Annotated in this window: 18 protein-coding genes and 1 tRNA gene; 12 read left to right on the top strand and 7 right to left on the bottom strand. The window is 62.2% G+C overall.

Annotated elements, in window-relative coordinates; genetic code table 11:
• Positions 1–134: 134 nt before the first annotated feature.
• Positions 135–1,043 (bottom strand): acyl-CoA desaturase, encoded by a 909-nt coding sequence (locus FCS99_RS00485; protein WP_138509450.1) that lies wholly within the window; start codon positions 1,041–1,043, stop codon positions 135–137.
• Positions 1,044–1,408: 365 nt separating this feature from the next.
• Here FCS99_RS00485 and FCS99_RS00480 point away from each other — a divergent pair, with 365 nt between their 5' ends.
• Positions 1,409–1,636 carry a hypothetical protein gene (locus tag FCS99_RS00480; RefSeq protein ID WP_138509448.1) on the top strand — a complete coding sequence of 76 codons (228 nt, stop codon included), beginning with the start codon at positions 1,409–1,411 and terminating at the stop codon, positions 1,634–1,636.
• Here the strand turns inward: FCS99_RS00480 and ccmI are convergent, their stop codons facing one another.
• From ccmI to FCS99_RS00455, 5 genes are all read right to left on the bottom strand, one after another.
• Positions 1,637–2,470, bottom strand: coding sequence for a c-type cytochrome biogenesis protein CcmI (gene ccmI / locus FCS99_RS00475; protein WP_138509446.1), 834 nt, complete (start codon positions 2,468–2,470; stop codon positions 1,637–1,639).
• Positions 2,467–2,934, bottom strand: a complete 468-nt coding sequence (locus FCS99_RS00470; RefSeq protein ID WP_138509444.1) for a cytochrome c-type biogenesis protein — start codon at positions 2,932–2,934, stop codon at positions 2,467–2,469. Before FCS99_RS00470 ends, ccmI begins: the two co-directional genes overlap by 4 nt.
• The gene (locus FCS99_RS00465) at positions 2,931–3,473 is read right to left on the bottom strand and encodes a DsbE family thiol:disulfide interchange protein (protein WP_138509442.1); all 543 of its coding nucleotides are present in this window, start codon (positions 3,471–3,473) and stop codon (positions 2,931–2,933) included. The genes FCS99_RS00470 and FCS99_RS00465 overlap by 4 nt, the downstream gene beginning before the upstream one ends.
• Positions 3,470–5,455 (bottom strand): heme lyase CcmF/NrfE family subunit, encoded by a 1,986-nt coding sequence (locus tag FCS99_RS00460; protein WP_138509440.1) that lies wholly within the window; start codon positions 5,453–5,455, stop codon positions 3,470–3,472. Before FCS99_RS00460 ends, FCS99_RS00465 begins: the two co-directional genes overlap by 4 nt.
• Positions 5,456–5,516: 61 nt before the next feature.
• Complete coding sequence (locus FCS99_RS00455; RefSeq protein WP_138509438.1) at positions 5,517–6,974, bottom strand: sodium/proline symporter; 1,458 nt, start codon at positions 6,972–6,974, stop codon at positions 5,517–5,519.
• A gap of 105 nt (positions 6,975–7,079) precedes the next feature.
• Here FCS99_RS00455 and FCS99_RS00450 point away from each other — a divergent pair, with 105 nt between their 5' ends.
• From FCS99_RS00450 to FCS99_RS00425, 6 genes are all read left to right on the top strand, one after another.
• Positions 7,080–7,871 (top strand): enoyl-CoA hydratase/isomerase family protein, encoded by a 792-nt coding sequence (locus tag FCS99_RS00450; RefSeq protein WP_138509436.1) that lies wholly within the window; start codon positions 7,080–7,082, stop codon positions 7,869–7,871.
• 17 nt (positions 7,872–7,888) lie between these two features.
• A complete protein-coding gene (locus tag FCS99_RS00445) occupies positions 7,889–9,109 on the top strand; it encodes an acyl-CoA dehydrogenase (protein ID WP_138509433.1) in 1,221 nt (406 codons plus the stop codon).
• A 433-nt stretch (positions 9,110–9,542) separates the two neighbouring features.
• Positions 9,543–10,103 carry a dTDP-4-dehydrorhamnose 3,5-epimerase family protein gene (locus FCS99_RS00440; protein ID WP_138509431.1) on the top strand — a complete coding sequence of 187 codons (561 nt, stop codon included), beginning with the start codon at positions 9,543–9,545 and terminating at the stop codon, positions 10,101–10,103.
• Complete coding sequence (locus FCS99_RS00435; RefSeq protein WP_138509429.1) at positions 10,103–11,203, top strand: glycosyltransferase family 2 protein; 1,101 nt, start codon at positions 10,103–10,105, stop codon at positions 11,201–11,203. The genes FCS99_RS00440 and FCS99_RS00435 overlap by 1 nt, the downstream gene beginning before the upstream one ends.
• Before the next feature lie 88 nt (positions 11,204–11,291).
• Positions 11,292–11,382: transfer RNA gene (locus FCS99_RS00430), tRNA-Ser, on the top strand.
• A 170-nt stretch (positions 11,383–11,552) separates the two neighbouring features.
• Entirely contained in the window at positions 11,553–12,143 is a 591-nt protein-coding gene (locus FCS99_RS00425) for a PDDEXK family nuclease (RefSeq protein ID WP_138509427.1), read from the top strand.
• A gap of 1 nt (position 12,144) precedes the next feature.
• Here the strand turns inward: FCS99_RS00425 and FCS99_RS00420 are convergent, their stop codons facing one another.
• Positions 12,145–13,065 carry a DNA-methyltransferase gene (locus FCS99_RS00420; RefSeq protein WP_138509425.1) on the bottom strand — a complete coding sequence of 307 codons (921 nt, stop codon included), beginning with the start codon at positions 13,063–13,065 and terminating at the stop codon, positions 12,145–12,147.
• 471 nt (positions 13,066–13,536) lie between these two features.
• On the opposite strand from FCS99_RS00420, the gene FCS99_RS00415 reads away from it, so the two are divergent.
• From FCS99_RS00415 to FCS99_RS00395, 5 genes are all read left to right on the top strand, one after another.
• Complete coding sequence (locus FCS99_RS00415) at positions 13,537–14,385, top strand: hypothetical protein (protein WP_138509423.1); 849 nt, start codon at positions 13,537–13,539, stop codon at positions 14,383–14,385.
• Positions 14,386–14,555: 170 nt separating this feature from the next.
• Positions 14,556–15,098 (top strand): recombinase family protein, encoded by a 543-nt coding sequence (locus tag FCS99_RS00410; RefSeq protein WP_138509421.1) that lies wholly within the window; start codon positions 14,556–14,558, stop codon positions 15,096–15,098.
• A gap of 79 nt (positions 15,099–15,177) precedes the next feature.
• Positions 15,178–16,019 (top strand): IS5 family transposase gene (locus tag FCS99_RS00405; RefSeq protein ID WP_407658255.1). Its coding sequence is split into 2 segments (ribosomal slippage): positions 15,178–15,508 and positions 15,508–16,019, totalling 843 coding nucleotides; the frame shifts between segments, so codons are not numbered across the junction.
• Positions 15,982–17,124, top strand: a complete 1,143-nt coding sequence (locus FCS99_RS00400; protein ID WP_138509419.1) for a hypothetical protein — start codon at positions 15,982–15,984, stop codon at positions 17,122–17,124. The genes FCS99_RS00405 and FCS99_RS00400 overlap by 38 nt, the downstream gene beginning before the upstream one ends.
• 79 nt (positions 17,125–17,203) lie before the next feature.
• Positions 17,204–19,282, top strand: coding sequence for an amidohydrolase family protein (locus FCS99_RS00395; RefSeq protein WP_138509417.1), 2,079 nt, complete (start codon positions 17,204–17,206; stop codon positions 19,280–19,282).
• The last annotated feature ends 31 nt before the right edge of the window (positions 19,283–19,313 follow it).

Raw genomic sequence — 19,313 nt, 5'->3', positions numbered from 1 at the left:
AGCAAGGCGTCCATGGGGAGATGCGGCGATTTCAGTGGATTTATGGTCGCAGGGCCTGCAGCCCTGCCAGCGCACAAGAAAAAACCCCGGCCAACCGGCCGGGGTTTTCGCAGATCAGTCGCGTTTCGGACCGGTCAGGCAAATTGCGGGGCAATTTCAAGATTCTTCGCCAGGCCGAGACGGCGCATGACGAGCAGCATGGTGCCGTTATAGTCGACGATCCGGTTCCAGATGCCCTTCTTGGGAAGGTGCAGGGCGGAGCGCGGGAAGTCGTGATGGTGATCGTGCAGGGCTTCACCGCCGGTCAGCAGGGCCAATACATAATCGAACCAGAGCGGTGTCTTCATGTGACCGAACACGTTCACGCCCAGCGTGGTGGCGTGGAACTGGATGGCCCGGCCGATCACGGCCGAGGCGTGGATCAGCGCCGTGAAGATCAGCGAACCGCCGGACAGGGCCACGATCAGATAGATCACGGCCGGGATGAGCAGGTGCATGACGAGGGACAGGGAAATGTGGAACTGGTCGGCAAAGCGGACGACGGCATTGTCCTTCAGCCACATCGGCATCGGGCGCGCGAGATCCTGCTCGTCGCGCCACAGGATCCAGCCGACCCAGGCCCAGCGCTTGGACTCGAACGGATTGTGCGGATCGCCCGGCTTGTCGGCGAAACGGTGGTGCTGGGAGTGATAGTTCACCCAGTCGCGCAGCGAGCCCTGCATGGCCAGGATGCAGTTGAACATGATCAGCACCTGGGCCGGCCATTTGATCTCGCCGGCGCGGTGTTGCCAGATCCGGTGCAGCGGGCCGATGCCCTGATTGCACAGGAAGATCGACAGGGCGACGACGCCCAGGCAGATCGGCGCATACCACCAGTGCAGGGTCAGCCCGTTCAGGGCCAGACCGAGAATCACCATGGTGAGAAGCATTGCCACGCCCAGGGCGGGATAGATGAAGGCGGAAAAGGCGCTGGCCCAGTTCAAAGTCTTCCAGGACTTCAAAATGGCCTCGGAGCGCGCAACGATCCGGCGGTCAAGATTCATGGGGTTCACTCGTCTATGGTCTGTTGTCGGGTCCATCGACCCGACCGCAATGTCCGGATTCCCGGGCGGCAGGTCAATTCTGATTCGAACACTACCCGTTTTTGCGTGCAGCAAAGGTTATCGTTTGAGCCCGGAGCGTCATAAGTGAATACTGGTGCGCCGGGTCGCGATTACAATGCCGCGCTCCGTACACAAACCAGCCTGCCGGTCATACCACACACCGGATTCCCTGCGAAACTGCGCTAAAACACCCGAAAAACCACCGATTTATCGTTTCTCGCGATAGACCCCTGCCCGACATTACGCTTTCGTAAGCATACGCATTACTCGATTCACGGCCTGGGGAGGCACCGATGCGAGGCAGCATGATTGTACTGGGGGGGCTGGCAATGGTCGGGGCGACCTTTGCCCTGACGCCGCAAGCGGTTCGGTCCGATGTGGCGGAACGCACCAACATGCCGGAGAATGTCTATCTGGAAGCCGAACGCCAACTGGGCTACTTCATCAACTGGGCGCTGAGCGACGGGGAACGTCCCAAGCGCAACCAGGAAACCCGCGAAAACGACGACGAAGACGACGGCCTGCAGGCCTGATCAGCGGCCCTCTTCGTCCGCTGGCGCAGCCTCACGCGCTGTCGCCATCCGGGCTTCGACCATAGAGCGATACCCCGCGTCATCTGGCGCATCATCTAGCAGCGCTTGCCACCCGGCGAGCGCTGCCTCTCTATTCCCCGCCTGATACTCGGCCTCAGCCAGGAAGAAACGCGCCCGCACATCCTGCGGATCCAGGTCCAGGGCACGCGAGAAGGCTTCCCGCGCCGCCGGCGTGACCTCGCCCTCCGCCTCGAACAGATAGGCCTGGCCCAGGGCGGAAAACAGGAAAGCATTGTCCGGCACGCCATTAATCGCATTCTCGAAGGCGATCACGGCTTCGCTGTGACGACCCAGCGTGGTGTAGGCCTGACCCAGAACGGCCCAGCCCTGAGGATTATCCGGATTGGCCATCAGGTCCGCCGCCAGCGCATCGATCTCCGCCATCACGGCCTGCGCCTCTTCGGGCATGGGCGGCATGTCGGGCTGGGAACGGCCGACCAGGTGCGGACTGCCCATCCCCATGTAAATCACCACAGCCAGCATCGACACGGCGACACTGCTGACAATGAGCGAAAGGCGCAACGCCTGGCTCGGCGCTTCCTCGCCATCGACCATGGATTGTGCCGCGCTTTCCCGGCGCCGGATCTCCCGTTCAGCCGCCTGGGCGGCCTCCGGTTCCACCAGGCCCAGATCAAGATCCCGCTTGAGCTCTTCCAGCTGACCGGCGAACACGCCGAGCCCGCGAGAACGGTGACCGGTTTCCCGTCGCATGACAGGCATGACGAGGACGAGCACGACCAGACTGGCCAGAACCGCGATCAGCACCCAGATCATGACAGCCCCTCCTCTTCATCCAGCGCCTGCGCCCGGGCGACATCATCCTCATCCTCCAGTTCACGCGACCGGCGGGACTGGTGCCAGACAAAGGCGGCGAGCCCCGCCGCTCCGCCCAGGAAAACCAGGGCCGGGATCAGGAAAAGCCCGATCGTATTGCCCTGCAGGGGCGGCATCATCAGCACGTAATCGCCATAGCGTTCCTGCAAATAGTCGAGGGCTTCGGCATCGCTGTCGCCCGCCAGGAGGCGTTCACGAACCACGCCGCGCATGTCCTCGGCCAGCGGGGCATTGGAATCGCGAATGCTCTGGGACTGGCAGACCACACAGCGCAATTGCGCATAGAGCGCCAGGGCCCGCGCCTCCAGGGCCGGGTCCTCCATTTGCTCATCCGGTCCGGGCGAAGCCCAGGCCAGGCTGACGGCCAGCATCAGGCCGGCCAGGGCACTCAGAAGGGTCTTCATGGCCGGGCCTCCGCCTGGAGATGTTCGACCAGCGGCCGCAGGGTCCCGGTCCAGATCTCGTCGGTGATGACGCCGACATGGCGGTAACGCACCCGGCCGGTATGGTCGATGATGAAGGTTTCCGGCGCGCCGGTAATACCCAGATCAATGGCCGTCCGGCCCGCCGCATCATCGCCGACGCGCTGATAGGGATTGCCATGACGTTCCAGCCAGGCCGAGCCGGCACCCGGCGGGTCTTTCCAGTCGATCCCGTAGATCGGCACCACGCCGGAGCGGGCGATCTGCATCAGCATGGGATGCTCCACCGCGCAGGGCGGGCACCAGGATCCGAACACGTTGAGCAGGCTCACCTGCCCCACCAGATCCGTGCTGGCCAGGCCGGTTTCGAACCCCTCGATGGGCGGCAGGTCAAAGGCCGGCAATTCCCGCTCGATCAGCTGTGAGGGAATTTCCGAGGGATCCTCGCGCAGGCCGAGCCCGAAATAGACAGCCATGACGAGAAAGCCGATGAGCGGCAGAAACAGGACGAGACGGGTCATGCCTGAACCTCTTCTTGTCCGTCCGCCGGCTTGTCCTTGCGCGCCGTGAGGGCCCGCCGCCCGCGGTCGGCGATCGACAGAAAGCCCCCGAGCGCCAGAATGGCAGACCCGATCCACAGCCACATTGCAAACGGATACACATAGGCGTGAACCGGCCAGCCGCGTTCTGCCACCGGTTCCCCGATGGTGACATAGAGGTCACCCGTGGCCCGCGTGCGGATCGCGCTTTCCGTCGTCGACATCTGGCGGACCTGGTAATAGCGCCGCTCGGCCAGAAGCTGACCCATATCGCGCTGGCCGCGTGCGGCGCTGAACTCGCCGATCTCGGTGATGTAGTTCGCCCCGTCTTCGCGGCGGGCATCCTCCAGGGTCAAGGTATAGCCGCCCATGCGCATGGACTGGCCCGGCATCAGGAAGGCACTCGCTTCCTGTTTCCAAGCACTCACCCCGGTAATGGCAAAGACGGTCACGGCCAGTCCGAAATGGGCCACGATCATGCCCCAGATGCCCAGCGGGAGATTGCGCGCCCGGCTCAGGCTGGCTGCGAGGGGCTGGTTGAACAGCTTGATCCGCTGCGACAGGTCGATCAGCACGCCCAGCGCGATCCAGACCGCCAGGCCTGTTCCAAGGGCGCCGGCGATCCGCGTGCGGTCCGCAATCCAGAAGGCCAGCAACGCCGCCGCCAGGGCCGCGATGGCGGCGGGCGTGAGAAGCCGGACGATCCGGTCCAGCTTGCCGCGTTTCCAGGCCAGCATGCCGGAGATCGGAACCAAGATGAACAACACGCCCATCAACGGGTTGAAGGTCGAATTGTAGAAGGGCGCCCCCACCGTGATCGTCTCGTCGGACACGGTGGTCACGAAGAGCGGATAGAAGGTGCCAAAAAAGACCAGGAAACAAGCCGCCCCGATGAAGAGGTTATTGACCAGGAGCGTGCTTTCCCGGCTCACCACGGAGAACACACCCGTCGGCCGCAAATGCCCGGCACGCAAGGCGAACAGGACCAGCGAGCCACCAATCACGGCGACCAGAATGCCCAGGATGAAAACGCCGCGCGTCGGATCGACCGCGAAGGCATGCACCGAGGTGATCACGCCGGAGCGGACCAGGAAAGTGCCCGCCAGCGACAGGGAGAAGGTGAACAGGGCCAGCAAGATGGTCCAGGCTTTCAACGTGTCGCGCTTTTCCATCACCCGCAGGGAATGGATGAAGGCCGTACCGGCCAGCCAGGGCATGAGGGAGGCATTCTCCACCGGGTCCCAGGCCCACCAACCGCCCCAGCCCAGCTCGTAATAGGCCCAGCTGGCCCCCAGGGCGATCCCGATGGTCAGGAAGCTCCAGGCGGTCAGCGCCCAGGGCCGCACGATCCGCGCCCAGCGCGCATCCACCCGTCCCTCGATCAGGGCGGCGACAGCAAAGGCAAAGGTGATCGAGAAGCCGACATAGCCCGCATAGAGCATGGGCGGATGCGAGGCGAGCCCGGGATCCTGGAGCAGCGGGTTGAGGTCTTGCCCGTTCTGCGGCGCGGGAAACAGGCGCGCGAACGGGTTGGAGGTGAAGATCAGGAAGGCGGTGAAGGCCGCCGTGATCAGGGACTGGACCGAAAAGGTCAGCGAGATCAGGCGCGCTTCGACCGGCTTGGCCGCCAGGGCCAGGGCCGCGGTATAGGCGGCCAGGATCAGCGCCCAGAGCAGCATGGAGCCCTCGTGATTCCCCCAGACACCGGTCAGCTTGTAGATGAGCGGTTTGTCCGTATGGGAATTCTCCGCCACGACCAGGGCAGAGAAGTCGGACATCGCGAACAGGACGGTCAGACAGGCAAAGGCCGCCGCCAGAAGCACGAATTGCGTCAGTGCGCCGGCCCGGGCGTAGGCGTGAATCACCGGGTCGCCCAGCTTCAGCCCCACCAGGGTGAGAACGGACTGCGCCAGAGCGACAACAAAAGCCAGGATGAGGGCAAACTGCCCGAGTTCAGCAATCATGCCCGGGGACTTCTTACGGGACGGGCCTCAGGTCAAGGTGCAGGGTGTCGCAGGGGCGATGTCAGCGCCCTCGCCCGCCCAGCCACAGCACGAACAGGGCCGGGATCCAGGGCACCAGACGTTCGAACGGATCGCCCGGCGCGTGGGCCCATCGGATCAGGATGTTCGAACCGTCCGGGTCGAGCGGCAGACTGCCCAGGAAGTTGAACAGGACGGTCAGACCGAAGCCCAGGCACATGGCGGTCCCGACGGCCCAGCCCTTCGGTTCGAAGCCGAGCACACGCATGGCGATGATCGGACCGAAGGCAGCGCCAATGGCGGACCAGGCGAACAGGACCCGGGCAAAAATGGTCGAGGGCACGCTCAGCGTCATCCAAACGGCCAGACCGGCGATGGACACCATGACAATCCGCGACACCAGGACTTCGCGTCCTTTGAAACGCTTTGAAACGCCCAGATCATGGGAGACTGCGGCCGAGGCCGACAGGAGGATGGAATCCACGGTCGACATCACCGCCGACAGGACCGCCGCAATCACCAGCCCGGCCAGGACCGGCGGGAAGAGGTCATTGGACAGGGTGTAGAACAGGGTCTCGCCATCGCTCGCCCCGCCGACCAGAGCCCGTCCGGCCAGCGCCAGCACCGTCATGCCGGTGAACACCAGCACGGCCCAGGCCATGGCAATGGTGAAGCCCCGCATGCGGGCCGCCTCATCCTTCACCGCCATCAGGCGCGCCGTCAGCTGCGGCTGGCCCATCGCGTTCACACCGACACCCCAGACGCCCAGCACAAAGCCGATCAGCACGAAACCGCCCTGCCCGCCCGTGATGTCGAGATATCCCTCCGGCGCCGTCTCACCGAGCGCCTCGGCAACGCCGTCAAAACCGCCCGCAGCCAGGAAGGCCGCAACCGGCAGGATGATCGCGATCAGCGCCATCAGCGCACCCTGCAGCATGTCGGTGACGCTGACGGCCCAGAACCCGCCCAGCACGGCGTAGACCAGAACCACGGCGGCCCCGATCAGCACGCTCTCTGTGATGCCCAGGCCGAACTGGGTCTCGAAAGCGGCCGCCGCGGCGCCAAACTGGGCCGCGATGTAGAAGATGAAACAGAACAGGATGAAGGCCGACGCGATCGCGGCGATGATGCGCCGGGACTGCGGTCCCAGCCCGGCAATGATGAAGTCGGTCGGTGTGACATGGCCCTGGGTGTGGGTCTCGGCACGCAGCCGCTTGCCGAAGAAGAGCCAGACGGCGAGATATCCGCCCCAAATGCCCGGCACCATCCAGAGCGCCGAAAGCCCGTTGGCATAGACGAAGCCGGAAAAGCCAAGCAGAACCCAGGCCGACGAGGTGGACGCAGCATAGGACAGGCCCGCCACCCAGGCGCCCAGCCCCTGGCTGGCCAGCAGGAAATCGCCCTCTGTCCGGTTGCGCGACGACGCCCAGACGCCGACGCCGATCAGCACGAGCTTGTAGGCCACCAGGGTGACCAGAACGATCCAATTGTCCCCGCTCATCAAGCCCTCCCCGGCCCGTTCGCGCGAAACGCAGCTGGTGCGTTTCCTGCCCAGAGGCGGAGGTTTAAGCTGGTTCGCGACCAATCACCAACCGCAAGCCGCGCCATGACGACCGACGACGCCTTTCTGATCCGCCATGACGGCGACCGTGCCGAGCTCATCCTGAACCGGCCGGACAAGCGCAATGCGATGACCGAATCCATGTGGGCCAGCCTGCCCGGCCTGCTGGACACGCTGGCCGAGCGCTGCCGGGTCCTGGTGGTCCGCGGTGCCGGCGAGCATTTCGCGTCGGGCGCCGACATTTCCGAATTCGAGGCGATTTACGAAACACAGGAACGCGGCGAGGCCAATTCGGCCAGTATCGCCGCCGGACTGGAAGCCCTGGCCCGCTTCCCCCATCCGACTCTGGCCGCCATTCGTGGCGCCTGCGTCGGCGGCGGTTGCGGCATTGCGCTGGCCTGCGATCTGCGTTTTGCCGACACCACATCACGTCTGGCGATCACGCCGGCCAAGATGGGCCTGCTCTACCCGTTCGGCGACACGAAGCGCCTGGTCGAGGCGGTGGGCCCGTCCATGGCCAAGGACATGCTGTTCTCCGCGCGGGTGCTGGAGGCCAGCGAAGCGCTGGAGGCGGGCCTGATCGACCGCCTGTTCGCACCGGATGCGCTGGACCTGGAAATCGAGGCTTACTGCAACCGTCTGCTGGACATGTCCCCGCGCTCGGCCACATACACCAAGGCGATGATTGCGCGGATCCTGGATGGTCAGGATCACGAGGATGACGATACCCGCGCCTGGTTCGCGAATGCGTTTTCAAGCGCTGATTTCAAGGAAGGCTACAAGGCCTTTCTGGAGAAGAGGAAACCGGACTTTTCAGGAAGAAAAGCCGACCATTGAGGGGAAGAGACCGAGCGATGAGCGACAAGCCCGCACTCAAGGCCAAGGACAAGCCCGACCTGTCCGAATTCAAATGGGATGATCCCTTCTATCTGGACGACCAGCTGAGCGAAGAGGAACGCCTGGTCCGCGACACGGCCCACGCCTACGCCCAGGAAAAGCTCCAGACCCGCGTGATCGAAGCCTTCCGCGAGGAAAAAACCGATCCGGAAATCTTCCGCGAAATGGGTGAGAACGGCCTACTCGGCTGCACCCTGCCGGAAGAATATGGCGGTGCCGGACTGGGCTATGTCGCCTATGGCCTAGTGGCCCGCGAAGTCGAGCGCGTCGACAGTGGCTATCGCTCCATGATGTCGGTCCAGTCCTCGCTGGTCATGTATCCGATCTACGCCTATGGCTCGGAGGCGCAGCGCCAGAAATACCTGCCCAAGCTCGCCTCCGGCGAGTGGATCGGCTGTTTCGGCCTGACAGAACCGGATGCCGGCTCCGATCCGGCCGGGATGAAGACCCGCGCCCAGAAGACGGCCAGTGGCTACAAGCTGACCGGCTCGAAAATGTGGATCTCCAACTCCCCGATCGCGGATGTCTTCGTGGTCTGGGCCAAGTCGGATGCCCATGACGGCAAGATCCGGGGCTTCGTCCTGGAAAAGGGCATGAAAGGCCTGTCGGCTCCCAAGATCGGCGGCAAGCTCTCCCTGCGCGCCTCGATCACCGGCGAGATCGTCATGGACGGTGTCGAGGTCGGCGAGGACGCCCTCCTGCCGCATGTTTCCGGTCTGAAAGGCCCGTTCGGCTGCCTCAACCGCGCCCGCTACGGCATTGCCTGGGGGGCCATGGGCGCGGCGGAATTCTGCTGGCACGCCGCCCGTCAGTACGGGCTGGACCGCAAACAGTTCAACAAGCCGCTCGCCCAGACCCAGCTCTACCAGAAGAAGCTGGCCGACATGCAGACCGAGATCACGCTGGGCCTGCAATCCGCCCTGCGCGTCGGCCGCCTGATGGACGAAGCCCGCGCGGCGCCGGAAATGATCTCCCTGATCAAGCGCAATAATTGCGGCAAGGCCCTGGATATCGCTCGCCAGTCCCGCGACATGCACGGCGGCAACGGAATTTCCGAGGAATTCCAGGTCATCCGCCATATGGTCAATCTGGAAACGGTCAACACCTATGAGGGCGCCCACGACGTCCACGCACTCATTCTCGGCCGTGCCCAGACCGGGCTGCAAGCCTTTTTCTAGGCCAGACGGACAGTAGAATTGCTTTCAACGGGGCGGCCTGACGGTCGCCCCGTTTGCGTTCGGGGCTCCCCCTGTCTGCAGCAAGCTCTCCCGATATCCGCTCCCCCGGATCCCAAACCGGCCGTTCGGGCCTTGTTGCTGAGCGGGCATGTCCGCACCCACACATCCACCGCCTCGCGGGGGTGGGTGATGCGGATGGCATGCCAGTTTTTTCGGGGCCTGTTTCCTTGCGGCGCTGTCTTTTTCTGTCCCGGCCGTGCGGACAGGACGCGCCCACTCGCCCTTCTTCCATGATGGCGAGGGCGGAACGGACGATGCGCGACGGCGCTGGCAGGAAATCCGGACCAGCACCCGTCGCACAGGTTCAGATTGCATATGGATTGCAAGCAGATATTCTCCCTAAGGATGCAGAATTAGGGACAACAAACTCAACATGAAGCCCTCACCCGCCCTGCCTGAAGGCGTGATATGCACGCAGCTGACCCGGCATCAGGATGCGCGGGGCGATCTGACGGAGGTATTCCGCCAGGACTGGCCGGGCCTGATCGGGTTGACCCAATGGAATGCCTCCCGAAATGAGCCGAACGTCTTCCGCGGCATGCATGTCCACCCGCTCCACACCGATTACATGGTGGTGCTGGAAGGCCGCATGCTCCTCGGCCTGGTCGATATTCGCCCCGACTCCGCCACGCGGGGCCTGCGCACCCGGCTCGACATGTCGGGCGACAGGCCGAGCGGCGTGCTCATTCCACCGGGGGTCCTGCACGGTTTTTACGTGCCCGACGGCAATTTCCTGGTCTGGGGTATGAGCCATGGCTGGACCCGGGATGATGAAATCGAGTGCCGCTGGGATGACCCCGAACTCGGACTGGACTGGCCCGCCATTTCTGCGCCCGCCTTGTCGGAGCGTGATGCCAAGGCATCGGACTTCAAAACCATGGTCGAGCGCTATCGGGCCAGTCTGGAGACACAACGGCTGACGAGCCCGGCCTGATGCCCGACATCCTCATCCTGTGCCCGACCCATGATCACGCCGATACCCTGTTTGCCGCCATTGCGAGTGCCCAGGCCCAGACCCTGTCCAACTGGGAAATGGTGGTTCTCTGTGACGGCTGCCCAGCGCGCACGCAAACAGTGCTGGAAGCCATCACACAACGCGACGGCCGCATTAGCACCGTCCGCTTCCCGAAGTCGGAACGTTTTGGCGAAAACCATCGTGATCCGGTGATCCGGCAGAGTCGCGCCCGGATAGTCTGCCAGTTGAGCGATGACGATCTCTGGCTCCCCGACCATCTGGCCGTCATGACCCAATTGCTCGAACACGCCGACTGGGCCAACCAGGCCCCGCTTCGCCTGCAGCCGGACGGTCAGAGCGATTGGTGGCCGGTCAATATGGGCACGCCGCAGATGAAGCGGTCACAGGCCGCTGGCATCCCGCTCAGCGCCGGTCCCAATTTCGTCGCCTATCGCCGCGAAGCCTATCTCGACCTGCCTGAAGGCTGGACCTGTGCACCGCGCGAGGCCGGCCCCTCGGACAGCTATATGTGGGCCAAATTCTTCCGCCAGCCGGAGCTGCGGATCGCCAGCACGGCGCGCACCACCGCGCTCAAGCTTCCCTCCCAGGTCGAGGCCCGCAAATCTCTGACGCCGGAGCAGAGGCTGAGCGAACTCACCCCCTGGCTGGCCCGCCTGTCCGAACCCGGACTGGAGCGTAATCTGCAGGCTTCCGCCTCCATCCTTCAGCGCATGGTGCGCCTGTTCGCGGTTCACGGGGTCGGCGAGACAGCCGGGCAGAGCGCTGTCAAAGCCGGCCTCGAAATCGTCGATGCCCGCCAATTGGCCCGACCAGCCCTCCAGGGGGCTCCCATGCGGCTGCCCCTGAACGAGGATCAAGGGGCCGAGATGACACTCGCCCATGACTTCATCCGGGCCCGGGAAACCGGCGACGCCATGCTGTCCGCGCAACTGCGTGAAGACCTGCGCCAGCGCCCCGGATTCTGGACCGGGGAAACCCGCTTTCTGGAGCGATGGGGAGCGGGTTTCCGCCAGACCGCAGGTGAGGATTGGCTCGCCCCTTCCCCCGGCATTGCCTGACGCCTCCACAACTGGCGACTGCAGAATATCGTGACGGAGCGGCGGCACACTCTTGATGCCCCCGCCCGGGGCGACTAAACCGGCAGGTGGAGAGGTGGCCGAGTGGTCGAAGGCGCTCCCCTGCTAAGGGAGTAGGCGGTGTCCCCGTCTCGTGGGTTCGAATCCCATCCTCTCCGCCACCACCCTTACAAGCCATAAAGTTCAATAGCTTACCGCTCACCAACACGACGATGTGTGACTCGATGTGTGACGCGCTGTGTGGTGAACTTTCTGCGGCAACCCGGCCCATCTGGCAGGCGAATTCGACTCAACGTAACCCTATCCGTAATGAATAGACGATGGGTTGAGCATGAAAGTCGTTGATACGAAGCGTGTGTTGGGCAAGGGAGCCCTCGCCCCATCATCAGAATGGCAAAAGCTTCGCAACGATGTCATCGCTGCAATCACCGCCGTAGAGTGGCCAATAGGAAGCGGGCGTTTCACCATCAGTCCACAAAAGGACAAGAACGGCGTCCGCCCCATCACTCAACAGGCTGCAAAACACTTAGCCAATCGGGGCTGGACTTCGCAAGTAAACTGGCCAATCGATACGTCCAAACGACCTGCCAAGATCGACTCGGCCTTCGAATCCCAGCACGGCCTCATCGCTTTCGAATGGGAAACAGGCAATGTGGCGTCGAGTCATCGTTCGATGAACAAGATCTGCCTCGGTCTAAATATGGGTGTCCTCGCCGGTGGCATTCTCGCGATCTCGTCCAACAAACTCGCCCCTTACCTGACGGATCGAGTGGGAAATATCGGCGAGATTGAACGATACATACCGCTTTGGACCGCGACACCGTGCAGTGCGGGTGTCATTGAAATTCTCGTGGTCGAACATGACGCGGAGGACCTGACAACTCCGCCGATCCCCAAACAACGCAAATCTGCCAAACCCTAATTCAATCGAGATCAACAACGTCGTCGTTGCGGTGGAGATATCGATTCCCGGTCATCCGCTCTTCGATCACTGGGGCGAAATCAATATCTGTACCCATCCAGCGACGGTGCTTCGCCTCAGCTGATGCAAACGTTGTTCCGCTCCCACCAAACGGGTCCACCACAAGGTCGCCTGGCTCCGTTGAGATTTCGATCACTCGATCAAGAATCTTGGAAGACAAAGCGTTCGCCTTCCTGTCGCTCGATTTATACTTTTGATGCCGAACCGGCGGTATATCGTGCCAAACATCTGAAAGGTTTACACCTTTCGGGTTCATCGCCTTTCGGTGCCCGCCATAATCTTTAATTTCTCCGTTGCAATGCCTGCACGTTTCGATAGGCGTCCGGACCTTGCGAAACACACGCGCCTTACCTTTTGTAAAATAGAGAAGGCTGTAGTGGCTCGGATATAGCCGCCCTTGTATTGGAAGACCTAACTTAATATTAACCGCGATCCAATGACGGAAATCTAATCCTTGGCTCGACATATACGCTGCGAGATGCGTATTCCACTTCGGCAAATTATACAGAAAAAATGCGCCACCATCTTTTAGAGCCTCGATCCCGAGATCAATCCAGCGGTAGCACCATTTCAGATACTCTTCTTCTTCTCGGCTGTCATTTGACCGCTTGCCATATTCTTTGCCAAGATTAAACGGCGGATCAGCGAATATCATATCGACTGTTCCCGGCCGGATTGCTCCAAGAAACTCCTCACAATCGCGATCAAACAACGCACCATGTTCGGTCGCGAAACACGGCTCAATTCCCCGTTCAGGTCGCAACACGCCTGACGAATCGAACTTGGCACTTTCTTTCAATTCATCTCGCCCATCATCGTCACGACCACTCCGTCTGACGCAAGAATCTGCCGTGTCATACATGCCCAAACTTTCCCCAATTGGTCACGCTGCAGCCTGCCTTGCGGAACTCCGAAACAAGCTCAGAATTTAAACTTCCGCGAGACACTCAGCCGAGGTAGCAACGCAGCTAGTTCAGAATGGCTCGCCTTAGGCGGCAACAGTCTTGTCGACCATCAACTGGCCGGTTCGCACGACTCAAAGGTTACCTGATAACGGCAGACGAACAAGTGGCGAACACGGCTTCTTCCTGTTGCTCACGGCCAAGGATATCGCATTGAACGCATGCTCCGCCGACGCCTGGCAGCTAAGCAATCTCGCGCTCCGAACTTGTATCGTCGTTGTTATCGCAGACTCGATAATCAGGCTTACAAAACCCAATCGGCACTTTGAAACTCGACACTACGCCGTATCACTATCTTCGGCTGCGCTGACACCGAGGCCCCAGCGCATTGATGCAAGTTTCTTTGAGCACGACTGTGAGGGACAAAGGGCATGGATGCTGAGAACTCTTGGATAGAAATCGTGGGTAGAGGGCATGACCTCGTTGGCTTGCGTCGCTTATTCGAAAAGGCCGGCTTGGGGGTCATGGTTGAAACGTCGGTGGGATCGCAGGAATCTGGTATTCTAGTGATGGCTGACGATGATGGCCTAACATCCGCACGCTTAGTTGGCCCAATGGTCGATCAATGGCTTCTGCCCGTAGATAGCCCACGGTTTGCAGCCATCCTTCTCAATCCGCGTATCAAAGCATTGAATGGTCATTGCAGATTGCTCGATCCGAACTTTGGTGGAGTTCGAGCAGTGGCAGTCGGAGTATTCGACGGCATTAGTCTGGCCAAATTCGTCCTACCAGATCAACAAAAGCTCCGGACTGGCTCTACTCTTGGATGGCATCAGACACACGCTGCCTCACTAGCTGACCGAATGGTCTTGGTCGAGGCTGATGACTTGTGCGCATTAGTTGTAGAGACGCTCTCTGAGCCACCTTCATGGACTAGCATCTACGCCTGCTTCGAGACTATTAAGCATGACCATTCGGTTGGAGATTTGGTTCAGGCGAAGCTGATCACCAAACAACAGCTCAAAGCGTTTGGGGCCGCGGCCAACAATATAACGGCCCGTGCGGAGGGCGCGCGGCATGGCCATACCAAGAAGAACCAGAAACTCTCTGCTCATCAACAACTTGAATTAATGACGCTGTCAGAGGCCGAAGAGCTTCATCGCCAAGTCGTTACCCGCTACCTCGACCGCAAAACTGGTCACACAACAGGCTTTGAGGTCTGCGACTGGATGAACGACGCGCCTCGGTTTGGAATTAGTCCCTTCCAGAGAGAGCTATGAGATCAATGCCAACCATGCCGTTTGGTTGTCGCAAAAACGAACGTTTCTGAGACGTTTTTCCTGGCGCATCACAGGGCAACAACCGAGCAACTGAGCCCATCTCAAAAATAGTCTTGAAAACCCCAGCCGTCTCAATAGTGTGATCGAGCATTTTTGAGACGGAGACACCAATGCGAGTGGGATACGCCCGAGTTTCGACTGCCGAACAGAAGACCGGTCTGCAAACGGACGCTCTGACCGGTGCCGGATGTGAACGTATTTTCGAGGAGACGGCCTCCGGCGCGCAGCGTGATCGCCCTGAGTTGATGAAGGCGCTCGAATTCCTTCGTGAGGGTGACGTGCTGGTCGTCTGGAAGCTCGACCGTCTCGCACGATCTCTTCGTCAGCTGATCGAGACGGTGGAGGATATGCAGACGCGCGGGATCGGCTTCATCTCGATCACCGAAGGCATTGATACGACCTCGGCCGGAGGAAAGCTCGTATTCCACATCTTCGGGGCGCTGGCTGAGTTTGAACGAGAGATGATCCAGGAGCGCACCAAGGCGGGGCTCAAAGCGGCCAAGGGGCGTGGTCAACGTCTGGGGCGTCCGGCAGCGATGACGGATACGCAGATCAAGATGGCGAGAAGTATGAAAGCTGCTGGCGATCTCAGCGCGGCCCAGATCGCCGAGCAGCTGGGTGTGTCTCGGGCGACGCTCTATCGTCACCTCTGACGACTAGGTCATAAACTCATAAACGGGATTCCGTTTTTGGCCGAAGCCTGATTCAACCTTCGCGAGGAGGATATGGATCATGGGCCGTCGCCGCTACGAGTTGACCGATTTCGAGTGGTGGATCATCGAACCCTTGCTGCCGAACAAGCCGCGCGGTGTGCCGCGTGTGGACGATCGCAAGGTGCTCAACGGGATTTACTGGCGCTTGCGCACCGGGTCGCCCTGGGCGGAAATCCCGGAGCGCTACGGTCCGGCGACGACCTGCTACAACCGCTTCGTCCGGTGGCGCAAGCTGGGCGTCTGGGATCGGATATTCGACGCGATCACAGCGGCTTACGACGGCGACATCCAGATGATCGACAGCTCGTCGATCCGCGTTCACCAGCACGGGGCGAACGCAAAAAAGGGGGCGCGGACGCCGCCGCCGGAGACACTCCTGACCCCCGATGCATGGGGCGCTCGCGGGGCGGGCTGACGACGAAAATCCATGCCCTCGTGGACGCCAACGGCCTGCCCGTCGCACTCAAGCTCACGCCCGGCCAGGCCCATGACGGACGCAGCGCCACCGATATGCTCGGCGGGATCGGCGAAGGCCAGATCCTGCTGGCCGACCGGGCCTATGACAGCGACGCCCTGCGCGACAGCCTAAAATCGCGTGGTGCATGGGGTTGCATCAAACCGGTCTCACGTCGCAAGAACCCGCCCAGCTTCAGCCCCTTCCTCTATCGCTACCGCAATCTCGTCGAACGCTTCTTCAGCAAGATCAAACACTTCCGGGCCATCGCAACGCGCTACGAAAAACACGCCGATAACTACCTTGGGCGAGAGTGTCGGCTGTTACGAACTCGTCGAGGGCGACTACATCCCGGCGGGTGGTTGCCTGATGGACCCGCGGCAGGGTCGCGTGCGGTTTGCCAATGACGTTGAACAACTGGCCCGAACCTTCAATATTTCCCAAGTCGGCAATCAGGGCGATGGCCCGATCCGCATCCGGATCATCGTCACCTACGCCCCCTCCGGCAATCTCGACCTGGGCACCAATATGGGCGCGCGGGATCTCGAACTGGTTGTGACGGCGGACTATGCCGAGCTCGAGCAAGCCGCATCCGACGGCCCCAAGCGCCTGCGCCAGGCAGCCCGTCAGGCCGAGACCGACAGCGCCTTTGTGGTCTATGGCTCTCGCCAGGGGCGTGGTCCGATCGGCCCCAATCGTGGCGGAGCAGAGGCCGGGTCAGCCGGTTTCGGCGATATTTTCACGGGTGGCGTCCGCATTCCCGGCATGACGGACCGTGGCTCGCGGGGTGATGCCATGCGGGCCGCCCGGGGACACATGCTCGCCATCGAGGATGAACGGACGGACGGACGCGGCCGCCGTGTCGGCTTTCTCCTGGAGACTCCACTGGCTGAAGGGCAGACCGGCCCCGTCAACGTCGCCGGCATGCTGGAACGCCCCGATGGCATGACCGGCATCCAGGATCCGGACCGTCCCTCCAATTTGGTGATCGACGAGCATTCGGCCCATACACTGCGCTTCCATGGCACGGTGAATGTCTGCCTGCTCGACCCGCAACAGCTCGCCATGGCGCGTTCGGACTACGACCCCTGTGTGGACGGCGGGCGTGAGCGCTTCGCTGTACGCGGCGCCGTCGGGTTTCCGGGGGTCATATCCGGCCGGACTGCCTTCGCGCCGGAACCCACGCCGGAACTGGAGGCCTATCAGGCGATCCGGCTATCCCGCATTCGCGGCCGCACGGGCATGATGGGGCCAGGCGGCCCCGGAGGACCAGGCGGACCGCCCAGCCTGCCACCTCAACCAGCGCCCCCGTCGCCGGACGGCTCAACCGGAGCGGATACCGGCAATCAACAGTGCGATGATCCGCTGCTGCGCCCGGACGGAAGCTGCGACTGTTCCTGCACGGCCTTCACTTGCCTGGAAGAGCGGGCCCGCTCCGGCCGCATCAATCCGGCGGAAATGCAGTGTGGCATGGCCTGCGCCATGCAATGGTCGCAATGCGCCCAGCCCTAGGTCCAGTCCGGCTTTGACGAGACTCCCCTTGCGAAGAGTGCTAACCCCCTGATCAAGATGATTTTCGGGGGAAAGCCTAATGCGCTCATATCTTCGTCCGGCCCTGGCGGCCGTTTTCCTGGCCGGCCTTGCGGCCTGCAATGCACCGTCAGCGCCACAGGACGGCGCCGAAACCGCGGCCGCGCCAGCCATTGAAGAAGCCACGCACTTCATCGTCCTGGTCGGCGGAACGCCGATCGGCGCGATGGACGTTACGCCGGGCGAGGACGGTTACACGGTCGATTTCGAATACCGCAATAATGGTCGTGGTCCGACGCTCGCCGAATCCGTGACGCTGGACGAAAGCGGCCTGCCGTCGAGCTGGACGGTGGAAGGGGCGGAAACCTTCGGCAATCCGGTCGATGAAAGCTTTGCCATGGTCGACAGCGAAGCGCGCTGGACCGACTCCACCGGCTCTGACCAGGCACTGCCCGCCGGCCCGGCCTTCTATGTACCGAACAATGCCAGTCCCTACTGGCTGGCCATTGCCGCCCGTGCGCTGATGGAGTCCGAAGACGGGACGCTGGCCGCCCTTCCCGGCGGCACGCTGAGCATGAGCGAGATCGACCAGCTGACCGTGACCGGTGAATACGGTGAACGGGACGTGACCGTCTATGCCCTGTCCGGCACCAGCACCAACCCCACCTATTTCCTGATGTCGGGCGAGGCCTTTTTCGGCCTCATCACGCCGGGCTTTGCCGTGCTCGAAGACGGGTTCGAGGCCGAGGATGAGCGCCTGCGTGGCCTCGCCGCCGGCTATGGCGCCCAGCGCTATGCCGACATGCAGGCCCGCTTCGCCCATGACTATGACGCGCCGGTGCGTATCCGGAATGTCCGGGTCTTTGATCCGGAGACCGAAAGCCTTGGCGACCCGGTTTCGGTTGTCGTGACCGGGGAACGCATCACCGCGATCGATCCGCTGGACGTGCCGACTGCCGCGGGCGAAGTCGAAATCGACGGGGCCGGTGGCTCTCTCCTGCCCGGCATGTTCGAAATGCACGGCCATATGGGCGAAGGCTCGGCCATGCTGAACGTGCTGGCCGGCGTCACCTCCGTGCGCGACATGGGCAATAACAATGACGTCTTGGGAGCGCTGATCGAACGGATCAATGCCGGCGAGATTGCCGGGCCGCGGATCACCCGGTCGGGCTTCATCGAAGGCCGGTCCGAGTTCAACTCGAACAATGGCATCCTCGTTTCCAGCCAGGAAGAAGCCGTCGCCGCCGTCGACACCTATGCCGACATGGGCGATTTCTGGCAGATCAAGATCTACAACTCGATGAACCCGGACTGGGTGCCCGCCATGATCGAACGGGCCCATGAGCGCGGCCTGCGCGTTTCCGGTCACGTTCCCGCCTTCTCCAATGCCGACAGCATGATCATGGCCGGCTATGACGAGATGACTCATATCAACCAGGTCATGCTGGGCTGGGTCCTCGAAGAGGGCGAGGACACGCGGACCCTGCTGCGCCTGACCGCCTTGCGCCGCCTGCCGGCGCTGGACCTGCAGTCGGAACCGGTCCAGTCCACCATCCAGGAAATGGCGGACCGTGGCATTGCCATCGATCCCACCTTTGCCATCCACGAAGCCCTGCTGCTCTCGCGCAATGGCACTGTTTCGCCCGGCGTGACCGACTATATCGATCACATGCCGGTCGACTTCCAGCGCCAGGCCCGGTCGGCCTGGGCGGACATCGCAACGCCGGAAGACGACGCGAATTATCGCGGGGCCTTCGACCAGATCACCGAAACCCTGCGCATGATGCGCGAGGCCGGCATCTTCATCGTGCCGGGCACGGACCTGGGCGGTTCCTTCAGCTATCACCGTGAACTGGAACTCTACCAGTCCATCGGCATGACCGCGCCGGAAATCCTCGCCTGGGCCTCCCAGGACATGGCGGACTATCTGGGCGTCGGCGATGAGCTGGGGTCGATCGAGCCGGGCAAACTGGCCGACTTCTTCCTAGTCCCCGGCGATCCGACGGCCGATTTCCGCGAAGTGAAAACGATCTCGTTGGTGGCCTCCAACGGCACTTTCTACTACCCGACGGAAGTCTATCCGGAATTCGGCATCCAGCCCTTCACGGACATGCCGGCCATCGCTGTCCCGGCGGAATAGCCCGGAACGCCCTCCCATCTGACGCGTTGTC

Origin of the sequence: Maricaulis alexandrii, from assembly GCF_005871165.1 — a bacterium.
Taxonomy (GTDB): domain Bacteria; phylum Pseudomonadota; class Alphaproteobacteria; order Caulobacterales; family Maricaulaceae; genus Maricaulis; species Maricaulis alexandrii.
Note: the sequence above shows the minus strand (reverse complement) of the source record. Positions and strands in the feature narration are given on the sequence as shown.